The organism is Microcoleus sp. BM001215392, assembly GCF_036700185.1.
Classification (GTDB): Bacteria; Cyanobacteriota; Cyanobacteriia; order Cyanobacteriales; family Microcoleaceae; genus Microcoleus.
The window spans coordinates 1-13265 of sequence record NZ_JAUBOJ010000202.1 but is presented as its reverse complement, the minus strand read 5'-3'; the positions used below and the strand labels follow the sequence as shown (position 1 = coordinate 13265).

Here is a 13265-nt window from a genome sequence, read left to right as displayed (position 1 = left end):
AATGAATAGTCTGATTTTAATTTCTCCCTCACTCGTGAGAGGCTTTCAACCAATTATTTCTGGTAAGATGGAAAATTTTATAGCGACGAACCTCGCATATCGGGTTGGCAAAAAACATTTTTTTGTAGTCCGACTTAAGAGCATTATCGAACAGTGAGTACAATAGAGTACATCTGGTTTTTGAGGAGGGCGAAGAGGGCGAAGCATGACCGCATATAAGTTATTAGTTATCATCCCATATTGAATGCGGTCATGCTTCGCCCCTACAAACATATTTGCCTTGCGCCAGATGCACCCGTACAATAGAAACTCGACGAGTGGGATTTATATCATGCAACCACCAGCGACTCATCAACCTGAAGCAACCAGCTTGCAAAATTTATCTAGCCAAAGCCTGGGCTGGAAGCATATTTTGGTCGAGCAATTCTATGAACCTCCGGGTGAGTGCAACTATGATGGCGGCGATCGACATACAATTAATTTGTCTCTGGCACCTCGTCCAGTTTGTTTGCTGCAAATCCAGGGATAAAAAACCTATGCAGGGCTTTGCAGGAAAGGTGATATTTCCATCACGCCTGCAAGGATGCCGTTGTTTGTGCGTTGGGATAGTGACGATCGCTATTTGCAGATTAAAATTGCGTCTGGTTTCATTGAAAGTGTGGCCAGAGAAGCTTTTGACATGAATCCCGAACGCCTGGAATTGCTGCCGGAATTTCGGATGCGCGATCGACAAATTGAGTCGATCGGCATTATGCTAATTTCGGAACTGCAACAGCAAAATTTAGGCCCAAATCTCTATATCGAGTCAGTGTCAAATATTCTAGCAGTGCATTTGCTCAGACAATACTTTACTACCAAACCTCGCTTGACAATTTACGAGGGTGGTTTACCTCAGCGCCAATTGTTGCAAGTCTTGGAATACATAAATGAACATCTCAGTCAAGACATTAAACTTGCAGATTTGGCTGTGTTGCTGGGGATGAGTCAGTTTCATTTTAGCCATATGTTTAAAGTGGCGATGGGAATAGCTCCCTATCAGTATCTGCTGCAACAGCGGATCGAATTGGCGAAGGAGTTGTTAAAGCAAAAAGAGCGATCGATCGCGGAAATTGCCTTAGAATGTGGGTTCAACAGCCACAGCCATTCGCAGCACACAGTTTCGGCAGTTGACGGGCATGACTCCTACAGCTTATAGAACTTATTAATAGGTTGCCTGTTCGCGCTACCAACTAATAATCAGCGGCAATCCAGGTCGGAAATCTACCTGTTTTCCCTGCACTTCTCCATCAAAACCAAGTTCCACAAAATACTCGGTTCCCATCCTTAACTTAACCTGATTTGTATCAATTACTGCTTGCAGTTCTGGTGACGGATTATTCGCAGCAGGACTGACTAATTCTACACGAGTAATTTCGCGGAAACCAACACCGTGATTCAGGGGTTGTAATTTCTCAGCAGAGGATGAATCTGGACGTTTTCCCCAGGGAATTTGGAACAGCATCGGCTCAGTTAAATTATCGCTGTTTGTGGCTACTGCGATGCTGATTGTTTCAGGTAAATAGGGCGGATGATATGCCCAACTAGAAAATGCTACTGTGTCCTCAGAACCTGTGGCCCAACGCAAACAGATGCCAAAGGGACAGGCGCCATTGTTCCGATTTGTCGATCGCTCCCACAGACGAGTCCGATAAATTGGCTCAGATTGCGCCTCTTCTGGATCGCGCACCCACAACAGTTCCAACATGGCGTTGTGGAAAAAGAAACAGCGATTGGTGGTACCTTGTCCAACGTGAATGCGAGACGAACCCTCGACTAAACCGAATGATGATAGGCGATCGGCTTCCGGGGCACCAATATCAGTCAAGATAAAGATATGGTCGAATTCAAATGTCATATTTTTAAAGCTATTTGAGAATAAGCTTACTCAGCTTATTAAGTTTAATGAATCTGATATCTTGCACAATAGACTTGAATTGCATAAGTCTTTGATTGATACAGAAACCGCAGATGTCAGACAGATAAACGCAGATAAACGCAGATAATTTCAGGGTGTTTTCCGATTTTTGCAAGAGTTCTAATAGTCAGAAACCGGGAATAGGGGCAAAAACTCTGCAACAAAGCGTATATTTTTCGTCCAGAACCCCGGTTTCTAGATGCTTGTTGAAAATGCTGCAATATCTCAGATGAATTCAACTCTTGGCCGGCGTGCAGGGGCACTATCGAGCAGAGGTTTGTACCGATTGATATGGCTGGATCAAAATTTCAGCCGGCACCCCGAGTTCTTGATGCAACTTGCGAATCATCTCCAAGGTTAGAGAACGTTTGCGAGATAGCACTTCAGAGACTGTAGCTTGACTGCCAAGACATACCTCTAAATCGATCCGAGACCATCCACGGGTATCCATATAATATTGAATTGCTGCGATTGGATCGGGTATTTCAATGGGGAAGTTTGCCTTCTCATAGGCTTCCACTAAGGTACTGAGGATATCTAATCGATCGCATTCCTGGGTATTGGGCGCTGCATCAAACAGTGATTCAATTGCTCGCAGGGCTTCCCGATAATCTGTTTCTGTTTTAATTGGGTGTAATTCCATACATCAACCTCTGTTTAGATAGTTGCCGCATCTATTATTTTAGAGTTCTGGCATTCCCAAGCTTTCCCATCTTTAAATACATCTGCGTTAATCTGTGTTTATCTGCCTGACATCTGCGGTTGTTCTATCAATCAAAGATTTACGTAATCTTGGCTAGTGTTTATAATAACGCGCTCCCAAAATGGTATCAAGAATTAGTCCACAATATCTGATGTTAGCTGGTGAGTGCGATCGACTATTTGACAAATTCTCGATCGCATTTCAAGTCTTTGTCGTGGGGAAACCATCAAATCTTGCCCAACCTCAAATCTGAAATCTCAAATCTACAACAGAGGAACCACCCACCCGCATCCAACAGTCTCAGCATCCAGTTACCGCCAATTCTGCTAGAGTCAGATGAGAGACATTCCGTGCATCTTGCAGAGACAAGGGTTCCCAGCCTCTGCGCCGACAGCAGTAAAATCCCATCAGCTTGTGACCTGCAACCCGATCGGCAGTAACTTAAACATTAAGGTAATTTGAAATAATCCCCTAAAGTTCCCCTAAGCCTTGACATCCGACCTACACTCTGTAAATTAGACACTCTAACTGCGCCGCCATCCATATATAAAAAGATGCCATGTCAACTTTAGTCATCGTCGAATCTCCCACCAAAGCCCGTACCATTCGTAACTTCCTGCCCTCTACGTACCGGGTAGAGGCATCTATGGGCCACGTGCGCGACCTCCCATCCTCCGCCGAAGAAATACCAGAAGCGGTTAAAGGAGAAAAATGGGCGCAACTCGGCGTCAACGTGGAGGCAGACTTTGAACCGCTTTACGTCATCCCCAAAGATAAAAAGAAAATTGTAAAAGAACTCAAAGATGCCCTCAAAGACGCCACAGAACTGATTTTAGCCACTGACGAAGACCGGGAAGGCGAAAGCATTTCCTGGCATTTGCTGCAAATCCTCAAACCGAAAGTTCCCATCAAGCGGATGGTGTTTCACGAAATCACCCGCGAAGCTATCCGCGACGCCCTAACTCACTGTCGCGATATCGACAATCGAGTGGTACAGGCCCAGGAAACTCGCCGAATTCTCGATCGACTCGTCGGATACACCCTCTCTCCGCTACTGTGGAAGAAAATCGCCTGGGGTTTGTCCGCAGGGCGAGTCCAGTCAGTCGCAGTAAGGCTGTTGGTACGCCGGGAACGGGAACGCCGCGCTTTCCGCCAAGGTAGCTACTGGGATTTGAAAGCGACTTTGACCCCCCCTACCCCCCTTGGTAAGGGGGGACAGGGGGGTTCCTTTGATGCCAAACTCGTGACAGTCGGGAATGTAAAAGTTGCCAACGGTAGCGATTTCGATGAAAATACCGGACAAATTACCGCTGGCCGCCGCGTACTTTTGCTGAACGAAGAACAGGCGCGGGCTTTACTCTCGCGCATTCAAAACAAGCCTTGGACTGTCACCAATCTCGAAGAACGGCCTGTCACCCGCAAACCGTCGCCACCGTTTACGACCTCGACTTTACAGCAGGAGGCTAACCGCAAGCTGAGGCTGGGTGCGCGAGAAACCATGCGAATTGCCCAAAGTTTGTACGAACGCGGTTTTATCACCTATATGCGGACGGATTCGGTACATTTGTCCGAACAGGCGATTACGGCCGCGCGCAGTTGCGTGCAAGAACTGTACGGTAGCGAATACCTCAGCCCCCAACCGCGCAAATATACAACCAAAAGCAAGGGCGCCCAGGAAGCCCACGAAGCTATCCGTCCGGCCGGCAGCACTTTTCGGACGCCGCAGCAAACGGGATTGGATGGGATTGATTTCCGCCTCTACGATTTGATTTGGAAGCGGACTGTCGCTTCTCAGATGGCGGATTCGCGCCAAACTCACGTCACGGTATTAACTCAGGTGGAAGATGCCGGTTTCCGTTCCAGCGGGAAACGCATTGATTTTCCGGGCTTTTTGCGCGCTTATGTGGAAGGTTCCGACGACCCGAATGCGGCGCTGGAAGACCAGGAGGTGATTTTGCCGGCGCTGAAGGTGGGGGATAAGCCTAATTGCAAGGATGTAGAGGCTGTTGGGCACGAAACTCAACCTCCCGCCCGCTACACGGAAGCTTCTCTGGTGAAGATGCTGGAAAGTGAGGGTGTGGGCCGTCCGAGTACCTATGCGAGTATTATCGGTACAATTGTCGATCGAGGATATGCGAAATTAATAGCTAACGCGTTAATTCCGACCTTCACCGCTTTTGCTGTCACGACTTTATTAGAAACACATTTCCCCGACTTAGTAGACACGGGTTTTACTTCCCGCATGGAACAAACCCTGGATGAAATTGCCACCGGCGAGGCGAAATGGCTGCCGTATTTGCAAAAGTTTTATACAGGGGAAATGGGACTTGCGACGCAAGTTAAAGAACAGGAAAGTCAGATTGACGCGAAAGTTGCCCGAACTGTGATATTGGAGAATATCACGGCAAAAGTTTGCATCGGTAAATACGGCGCTTACCTCGAATCTGAAAACGAAGAAGGCCAGGTGAAAGCATCGATTCCCCAGGATTTGACTCCGGCAGATTTAGACCCGGAAAAAGTGGAGTTTCTGTTAAAGCAAAAAACTGAAGGCCCGGAAAAATTAGGTCTGCACCCGGACACAGGGGAACCGATTTATGTACTGATTGGGAATTACGGCCCCTATGTTCAGTTGGGGGATGTTTCGGAAACGAATAAGAAACCGAAGCGTTCTTCTTTACCGAAGGGGACGGATAAGGATAGCGTGACGGTTGATATGGCGGTGAGTTTGTTGACTCTACCTCGCCTGTTGGGCACTCACCCGGAAACGGGGGCGAAGGTGCAGGCTAATTTGGGGATGTACGGGCCTTATGTGGTGCACGACCAAGGTAAGGTTGGTAAGGATTATCGATCGATCAAGCCGCCTGATGATGTTTTGACTATAACGCTCGATCGGGCTTTAGAGTTATTATCGCAACCGAAAGCCGTGCGCGGCAGCAAATCAACGACACCATTGAAGGAATTGGGCGCGCATCCAGAATCGGGAGAGCTCATCAATGTTTACGACGGCCGCTACGGGCCCTACGTGAAACACGGGGATCTCAATGCTTCTTTGGCTAAGGATGAATCTCTGGAGAATTTCACCTTACAAAAAGCCCTGGATTTGTTAGCAGCGAAGGAAGCTTCGGGCGGCGGAAAGTCTAGCAAGTCGAAGAAGTCAACTAAGACAACTGCGGCGAAGTCTGAGACTGCAACTGAGAAGACTGCGGCGAAGAAAACCACTGCTAAGAAGACGACTGCGGCGAAGTCGGAAACTGCGGCTAAGAAAACCACTACTGCTAAGAAGACGGCGACTGCGACAAAGACTAAGAAAGAAACTAAGTAAAATTAGTTTGGTTTTCTGTCAGATTGGAAACCCGGTTTTGTGGAAAAACCGGGTTTTTTATTGGGTATGGGGTTCTTTCGTTTGTCTGCGAGTCCGCCAGGGAATAAATTCCCTGTCTCATAGCGAAAGTCGGTTGAAACCGACTGAATAATGCTGACAAATGATCGATGCGGGTTTCCTTGTATTTTTTGCTAAAGTAATCCTTTCGTTTTTATGATATAATCGATACTATCCATGTAGTAATTGGATCAATTGAATCACCATGATAGCTGAACTTATGGTACAACCTTCCTACTTGATCGATCGGGAGATTTCGATTCAGAAAGTCAGAGATATTTACTTATTCAAATTTACGGAAAACCTGCAAGCCAGATTAGAAGAACTAGCCGAGATCAAAAAGGCTAATCTTTTAACATCAGAAGGGGTTGTAGAATTAGCAAGCTTGCTAGAACTAGATCGGATTTTCACCTTAATTAACGCTAAAGTTATAGCAGCCTCATGTTCGTAAACCGCGCTACTAGAAATTATGAAATACTTGATTCTGTTGGCGGATGCCATCCAGCACTAACCCACTGACGCCTGACAGTAACAGCAATAGGATTGTTTAGTTGTAGTGCTGTTACTGTTGCGCGACCGCAGTCTGTAAGTCCAATAATTTCTGTAGCATCTTCACTCCAAGCAAAATTTTGTGACCATTGTTGAGTGCGCGGATTAAACAGCTTAACGTGCTTTTGCGCGATCGGATCTAATGCGTCAGTTTGGGTTCCTTTGTAATTATTGCACAGACTACAAGCCAGCCAGAGATTTTCTTCCTCGTCAGTACCGCCCATCGCTTTAGGAATAATATGGTCAATTTCCAATATTCCCAGGACATACATTTGTAAACTGCGACAATAACCGCACCGATTTTGAGCTTGTGCGCGAACTCTGGTTCTAACTTGCTCAGAAATTGCCATTTTAATTATCCTTTTAATGGTTCGAGCAAGCCGCGCCGCACAGCTTCATTTAAGGATTGAGCTTGTCGTAATAGTCTAGCTTCATAGATGTGGATTAATGCTTGCAATTCTTCGTGTTCTACAGAGGTAATTGTACCGGACTGTTGGCGGTCTAGCAATTCATTCAATCGTTGTTCTTGGAATGGTTGCAGCCGGAGTTGAGTTAGAGCGATTACTTCTGAATCAGACAATGCTGACACTGGTTTAGTGCTCGGTAATAGGAAGATTTCCAGAGTTTCTACTAGAATCTCACTTACGCTGCGCTGGCGTTGCTGTGCTAGTAATTCTGCTTGGTGATATACTTCATCTGGCAAATTCAGGGTGATTTGGGCGGTCATAGGTGGAAGGCTATGAAACTAATATTTATATTATGTCATCTGAAGACGCTTGCTCTTGCTATTGTCAGTGCTAATTTTTTGCGTCAGTTTTTAGCAAGCATCTATGATGCGTAAATTGCCCACACTGGAAAACTTTTTACTTTTTCTGAGTAAAAATTGACACAGATCCAAACCATGAACTATATTAAAGACATGGATGCAGCAGACACGATCTAATCATGACATCCCGTTACCCACGAGGGTCGAGGAATTCCGGTAAAGACGTTCTGAATACCAAAATTTATATTTTGGCGAAGGCTCCTTAAGGAGCTTTTGTTATTTTAGGGTTTCTGTTTTTGCCGATCGAACTTTTAATAAAATTTGAATTAAGGGCGATCCTCTTCGAGGGCTTTCCTTCGGATCGCTTCGCTAACGCTAACGCATATTTCGAGATTTCGATAGAGGGCGATCGCATATTTGTGGCGAACCATTATACAGTAGTATTAATTTGTCTCTCTTTCTTTGCACATCTTTCATGCGGCGGGATTCCATATTCTATAAATTGTTCGGACAAGCGCCCACTTTGCTGTTCGATCTACTAGCGACAACTCCAGCAAATGCTGCCAATTATCGCTTTGACTCGGTTGCAGTCAAAGAACCTAAATTTGAAATTGACGGCGTATTTTTGCCCCCAGAATCTGAGGAACCGGGCATCGTCTATTTTTGTGAAGTTCAGTTTCAGAAAGACGAACAACTTTACGAAAGGTTGTTTGGCGAATCGTTTTTATATTTTTACCGCAATCGCAGTCGTTACAGCGATTGGCAAGCTGTAGTGCTTTATCCATCTCGCAGCGTCGAACAAAGCGATGTTTATCCTTATCGAGCTTTGCTCAACAGCAATCAAGTGCATCGGGTGTGCTTGGATGAGTTGGGGGATATTCGCACCTTGCCTTTAGGAATTGCCCTGATGGTGTTGACGACTGTCGGGGAGACTCAAGCACCAGCAGAAGCAAGGTATTTGCTGGGCAGAGTGCAGCAAGAAGTTCCACCAGCAACAGGTCGTGACATAATAGATCTATTAGCAACTATTATGTCGTACAAATTTACATCGTTGAGTCGAGCCGAGGTGGAGTCGATGTTGGGAATTACATTACAGGAAACGAGATTCTATCAAGAAGCTAAGGCGGAAGGCCGGCAGGAAGGACGGCAGGAAGGACGGCAGGCAGAAGCCTGTGCCCTGATTGTCCGACAATTAACCCGTCGGTTACGGCAAGAACTTTCTGAGGAAATGCGATCGCGCCTTGCCAATCTGCCCTTGCTAGTGCTCGAAGATTTGAGTGAGGCGCTGTTGGATTTTGCTACTATGGCGGATTTGCAGGCTTGGCTGGAGGTGCAGCAGTCGGAAAGATAAGAATTTAGCGAGTTATTGAGGGCTTCAATAGCTAATTCACCTTACTCGCTAAATTTTGTCAGCATCATCTTGCTGTCGAATTGCTGACTCAATTTCGTCTGGATAAGCTTCAGTATAAGCCCAAACATTTACTAAATCAGCAGCACCCAGATGGGAATAGCAATCTAGGATAAAAGCATCGGTAGCGCCGTCATTGCGATAGCTGGCTAGCAACCACACGGGAATGCGAGTTTTGTCAATACAAGCGTCGCCGCCCATCACGCCGGGAGTTTTTGCGATCGGGCGGCCGCTATTTTTGAGACTCTGGGTTAAAATGCTGATGGCCTCAGCTTTCTCTGTTGGCGTTAAGGCCAAAAGTTGTGCTTCTAATTCTGGGATTGTCATATAATCTATTTGATTTATGAATAGTAAGGTTGCTGAGGTTATCTGATGACGCTCATTTGAGCTATTAGGTTGCTAAATCATCTATTGAATTCCATTAAGATATAGACGGCGGCCCCGATCGATAGACACGAATCAATTGACCTGTTAATGTTGCAAGTGAGGAAATAGCTTCATTAATGTTAGCCGCCATTCTTGCTAAGTCATCATCTGCCTTACAGACAATAATACCAGCATGGTCAGGCTGTAAGCTGTGCAATCTGATAAAATGACGGCGATTGAGAGTTAAAACAGCTCGATTTTCACTGACTGCAAAAGCTAACACTTCTTCATCAGGATTTTTTTGGTTATCTTTTCCGGCTTCTTGCACTGTCAGAATATTGTGCCCCATCTGGCGCAGCAATTCTACAACCTCTCTGGGAAATTGTTCGTCACCATAAAGACGCGCCATTATCTTAATCCTCGTCATTCTCGCGGATAGCTATTTCAATTTCATCTGGAAAAGCTGCCGCATAAGTCCAGGCATTTGCTAGATCGGTAGCCGTTAGTGTGGGATAGTTATCTAAGAGTCGAGACTCGTTCATACCCAAACGACGAAAGCTCTCCAGCACCCAAACAGGAATGCGAGTATTTCTGATACAAGCATCACCACCGCAGACACCAGGAGTTTTGCTAATTCCTTGCCAGGTGTTAGCTAAGTTTTGGGTTAATAATTGGATGATTTGAGCTTTCTCGATCGGCGTTAAGGCCAGGAGTTGTAGTTCTAATTCTTTGATTGTCATGGAAATTTTGGGATTTATGAATGATGTATGTATTTTCTATGGTATTTAACACAATTAAAGCTTGACTCAATCCTACTCCTCCCTAATTTGTTTCTGATATTCTAACAGGTATTCAGTTAGTTTGATGGCACCGGAATGCTTTGCTAAATTACTTTTTTCTGTCTTTTGAATTATCAGAGTCTCTAACAGTTGTTCAATTTTCTGCCAGTCCTCGTAATCAATCAGCACTGCAACTGGACGCATTGCTTCATCGGTGACAAGTTTTTTCTTAACAGGTAGCATTAAGGCCCCCTTCAGATTTAATGTTTAACTTTTTCATTATAACTCCACAATTAAAAATCTGCATATCTAATATCAATTATTCTTGCCTCTACCTAGAGAAGTATCTTTTTCATTGCTGGATTTCACCCCCACAACCTCCAGCTTTTCTGCCCCGATCGCAGCGCGCTTGTTACTCAAAAATTAACGTTGATTTAAAGTTTGATTTAGATAAAGTTGGTACAATTCAATTGTTTGCTTGTGAAATATGGAGCGAACATAAATTACGCACTCCGAAAAAGAAACCGGGTTTTTTACGAAAATACTTTGTTGAATCCCGCAGATTCGGCAAAAAACCCGGTTTCTGAGCTCCCAGAATTCCTAATTTCAAGACAAAGTTTACCAAATAAGTAACGAAAACTGAGGATTGAATCGCATATGATGCTAGGAACCACCGAGATCCCGCAATTAAAGCCGCTTTCCGATGCGGAACTCGGCAAAATCAACGCTTACTGGCGATCGGCAAATTACCTTTCCGTCGGACAAATCTATCTCCTCGACAACCCGCTACTCAAAGAACCCCTCAAACTCGAACACGTCAAACCCAGACTCCTCGGACATTGGGGCACCACTCCAGGCCTCAACTTCATCTACGTTCACCTCAACCGAGTCATCAAAGCCCAAGACTTAAACGCTATCTACATCGCAGGCCCAGGCCACGGCGGGCCGGGCTTGGTGGCTAACACTTACTTGGAAGGAACTTATACCGAATATTACTCGAACATTTCCCAAGATGAAGAAGGGATCAAACGGCTGTTCAAACAGTTCTCGTTTCCCGGCGGTATCCCCAGCCACGTCGCGCCGGAAACTCCGGGTTCGATTCACGAAGGCGGGGAACTCGGCTACGCCCTCGTCCACGCTTACGGGGCGGCCTTCGATAACCCCGATTTGATTGTGGCGGCGGTTGTCGGCGACGGGGAAGCGGAAACCGGCCCGCTGGCTGCTAGCTGGCATTCTAACAAGTTTCTCAACCCGGTTCGGGATGGGGCCGTGTTGCCGATTTTGCACCTCAACGGCTACAAAATTGCGAATCCGACGCTGTTGGCCCGCATTCCGCGCGAGGAGTTGGAAAGTTTGATGGTGGGTTACGGCTACAAGCCTTATTGGGTGGAGGGTTCGGACCCGGAGACGATGCACCAGTTGATGGCTGCAACTCTCGATACTGTCATTGGCGAAATTAAGGCGATTCAGGAAAAAGCCCGGACTGATGGTTATGCCGATCGCCCGCAGTGGCCGATGATTGTGATGAAAACTCCGAAAGGCTGGACTGGGCCCAAGGAGGTTGACGGTAAGCAAACTGAGGGTTCGTGGCGATCGCACCAAGTCCCGCTAGCAGAAATGGCTTCTAAGCCCGGACACGTCCAACTCCTGGAAGATTGGATGAAAAGCTATAAGCCTGAAGAACTGTTTGACGACAACGGTAAACTGATTGCAGAATTGGCGGAACTTGCACCAAAGGGATCTCGGCGGATGGGGGCAAATCCGCACGCTAACGGCGGTCTGCTGCTGCGAGACTTGAAAATGCCAGAATTTGCAGACTACGCCGTTGACGTGCAAAAACCAGGCACTGTAATGGGTGAAGCAACCCGCGTTACCGGCCGCTTCCTGCGAGACGTGATGAAACTCAATCAGGAAAACGCAAATTTCCGCATAGTCGGGCCCGACGAGACGGCCTCAAACCGCCTCGATCCGGTGTTTGATGTAACTGGCCGCGCGTGGACTGGTAGTATTTTGCCAGAGGATGACGAACACCTTTCTCCCGACGGGCGCGTGATGGAAGTCCTCAGCGAACATCTGTGTCAGGGTTGGCTGGAAGGCTATTTGCTAACAGGAAGGCACGGATTTTTCTCCTGCTACGAGGCGTTTATTCACATCATCGACTCTATGTTCAACCAACACGCTAAATGGTTGAAAACTACTCGCGATATTCCTTGGCGCCGACCGATCGCATCTCTCAACTACCTCTTAACATCTCACGTTTGGCGGCAAGACCACAACGGTTTTTCGCACCAAGATCCGGGTTTTATCGACCACGTAATTAACAAGAAAGCGGAGGTTGTGCGGATTTATTTGCCGCCGGATGCGAACACTTTGCTATCAGTAACTGACCACTGTCTCCGCAGCCGCCACTACGTGAATGTGATTATTGCAGGTAAACAGCCGGCTTTGCAATATTTAGATATGGATGCTGCGATCAAACACTGTACGGCGGGCCTCGGGATTTGGGAGTGGGCTAGCAATGATAAAGGCGGCGAACCGGATGTGGTGATGGCTTGCGCGGGTGATGTTCCGACGCTGGAAACTTTGGCTGCTGTTGACATTCTGCGTCGAGATTATCCCGAGTTAAAAGTGCGGGTGGTGAATGTGGTGGATTTGATGACGCTTCAGCCTGCTAGCGAACATCCCCACGGTTTGTCTGACAAGGATTTTGATGCTATCTTCACGAAAGATAAGCCTGTAATGTTTGCTTTTCACGGCTATCCTTGGCTGATTCACCGGTTGACTTACCGCCGGACAAATCACTCGAATATTCATGTTCGCGGTTATAAGGAGGAGGGGACGACTACGACGCCGTTTGATATGGTGGTGATTAACGATCTCGATCGCTTCCATTTAGTTGGCGATGTACTCGATCGCGTTCCGAAACTGAGTTATGCTGCGGCTTACGGGAAACAGGCGCTGCGGGACAAGCTAATCGAGCACAGGTTGTATATCACCAAACACGGCGATGATATGCCGGAAATCCGCGATTGGAAGTGGCCTCACGGGGGCGCGGTTGCGTCGGAAATGCCGAAGGAAACTAAAGCTTCGGAGGTGACGGGAGATCAAACAGTGCGATCGGGTGCGCCTGGGTAGTTTCGATTGAGAAATCTGTCGTTAGTCCGCGAGTCCGCCAGGGGTTGAAAACCCCTGTCTCATAGCAAAAGTCGGTTGAAACCGACTATCGATTTTAGATGTTAGATTGGGAATTATTGATGGGAGACTGGAGATTTGAGATCGGGAATTAAGTGGTTTATTTAATTGGCTTTTCAGTCCTCTTTGAGAGGACTTTCGCTATGAGACGGGGGTTTGAAACGAACGG

The 13265-nt window shown here is 46.7% G+C and carries 15 protein-coding genes; 7 read left to right on the top strand and 8 right to left on the bottom strand.

The window, feature by feature from the left end; translation table 11 throughout:
• Window positions 1-331 precede the first annotated feature (331 nt).
• Window positions 332-529, top strand: coding sequence for a hypothetical protein (locus QT974_RS20435; protein WP_333470256.1), 198 nt, complete (start codon window positions 332-334; stop codon window positions 527-529).
• Window positions 530-595: 66 nt separating this feature from the next.
• Window positions 596-1195: a helix-turn-helix domain-containing protein gene (locus tag QT974_RS20430; RefSeq protein WP_333470255.1), complete on the top strand. Its 600-nt coding sequence runs from the start codon at window positions 596-598 to the stop codon at window positions 1193-1195.
• A gap of 27 nt (window positions 1196-1222) precedes the next feature.
• Here the strand turns inward: QT974_RS20430 and QT974_RS20425 are convergent, their stop codons facing one another.
• Together QT974_RS20425 and QT974_RS20420 are read right to left on the bottom strand one after the other, a co-directional pair.
• Window positions 1223-1894: a hypothetical protein gene (locus tag QT974_RS20425; protein WP_333470254.1), complete on the bottom strand. Its 672-nt coding sequence runs from the start codon at window positions 1892-1894 to the stop codon at window positions 1223-1225.
• A 322-nt stretch (window positions 1895-2216) separates the two neighbouring features.
• Window positions 2217-2597: a helix-turn-helix domain-containing protein gene (locus QT974_RS20420; RefSeq protein WP_333470253.1), complete on the bottom strand. Its 381-nt coding sequence runs from the start codon at window positions 2595-2597 to the stop codon at window positions 2217-2219.
• Between the two features lie 181 nt (window positions 2598-2778).
• Here QT974_RS20420 and QT974_RS20415 point away from each other — a divergent pair, with 181 nt between their 5' ends.
• The 3 genes from QT974_RS20415 to QT974_RS20405 all read left to right on the top strand — a co-directional run bounded on the left by QT974_RS20415 (window position 2779) and on the right by QT974_RS20405 (window position 6487).
• On the top strand, window positions 2779-2910 hold the full coding sequence (locus QT974_RS20415; protein ID WP_333470252.1) for a hypothetical protein: 132 nt from the start codon (window positions 2779-2781) through the stop codon (window positions 2908-2910).
• 306 nt (window positions 2911-3216) lie between these two features.
• Window positions 3217-5979, top strand: a complete 2763-nt coding sequence (gene topA, locus QT974_RS20410; RefSeq protein ID WP_333470251.1) for a type I DNA topoisomerase — start codon at window positions 3217-3219, stop codon at window positions 5977-5979.
• Between the two features lie 262 nt (window positions 5980-6241).
• Window positions 6242-6487, top strand: a complete 246-nt coding sequence (locus QT974_RS20405; RefSeq protein WP_333470250.1) for a hypothetical protein — start codon at window positions 6242-6244, stop codon at window positions 6485-6487.
• Between the two features lie 16 nt (window positions 6488-6503).
• On the opposite strand, the gene QT974_RS20400 is transcribed toward QT974_RS20405, so the two are convergent.
• Both QT974_RS20400 and QT974_RS20395 read right to left on the bottom strand, forming a co-directional pair.
• Window positions 6504-6935, bottom strand: coding sequence for an HNH endonuclease (locus QT974_RS20400; protein WP_333470249.1), 432 nt, complete (start codon window positions 6933-6935; stop codon window positions 6504-6506).
• A 5-nt stretch (window positions 6936-6940) separates the two neighbouring features.
• Window positions 6941-7312 carry a hypothetical protein gene (locus QT974_RS20395; RefSeq protein ID WP_333470248.1) on the bottom strand — a complete coding sequence of 124 codons (372 nt, stop codon included), beginning with the start codon at window positions 7310-7312 and terminating at the stop codon, window positions 6941-6943.
• Window positions 7313-7826: 514 nt separating this feature from the next.
• Here QT974_RS20395 and QT974_RS20390 point away from each other — a divergent pair.
• The gene (locus tag QT974_RS20390) at window positions 7827-8702 is read left to right on the top strand and encodes an Rpn family recombination-promoting nuclease/putative transposase (protein ID WP_333470247.1); all 876 of its coding nucleotides are present in this window, start codon (window positions 7827-7829) and stop codon (window positions 8700-8702) included.
• Between the two features lie 48 nt (window positions 8703-8750).
• Here QT974_RS20390 and QT974_RS20385 read toward each other — a convergent pair whose 3' ends face one another.
• The 4 genes from QT974_RS20385 to QT974_RS20370 all read right to left on the bottom strand — a co-directional run bounded on the left by QT974_RS20385 (window position 8751) and on the right by QT974_RS20370 (window position 10147).
• Window positions 8751-9086, bottom strand: coding sequence for a DUF433 domain-containing protein (locus tag QT974_RS20385; RefSeq protein ID WP_333470246.1), 336 nt, complete (start codon window positions 9084-9086; stop codon window positions 8751-8753).
• Window positions 9087-9180: 94 nt separating this feature from the next.
• On the bottom strand, window positions 9181-9534 hold the full coding sequence (locus QT974_RS20380) for a DUF5615 family PIN-like protein (protein WP_333470245.1): 354 nt from the start codon (window positions 9532-9534) through the stop codon (window positions 9181-9183).
• Window positions 9535-9538: 4 nt separating this feature from the next.
• The gene (locus QT974_RS20375) at window positions 9539-9865 is read right to left on the bottom strand and encodes a DUF433 domain-containing protein (protein WP_333470244.1); all 327 of its coding nucleotides are present in this window, start codon (window positions 9863-9865) and stop codon (window positions 9539-9541) included.
• A gap of 72 nt (window positions 9866-9937) precedes the next feature.
• Window positions 9938-10147: a hypothetical protein gene (locus tag QT974_RS20370; protein ID WP_333470243.1), complete on the bottom strand. Its 210-nt coding sequence runs from the start codon at window positions 10145-10147 to the stop codon at window positions 9938-9940.
• Window positions 10148-10561: 414 nt separating this feature from the next.
• On the opposite strand from QT974_RS20370, the gene QT974_RS20365 reads away from it, so the two are divergent.
• Window positions 10562-13039, top strand: coding sequence for a phosphoketolase family protein (locus QT974_RS20365; RefSeq protein WP_333470242.1), 2478 nt, complete (start codon window positions 10562-10564; stop codon window positions 13037-13039).
• Window positions 13040-13265: the final 226 nt, after the last annotated feature.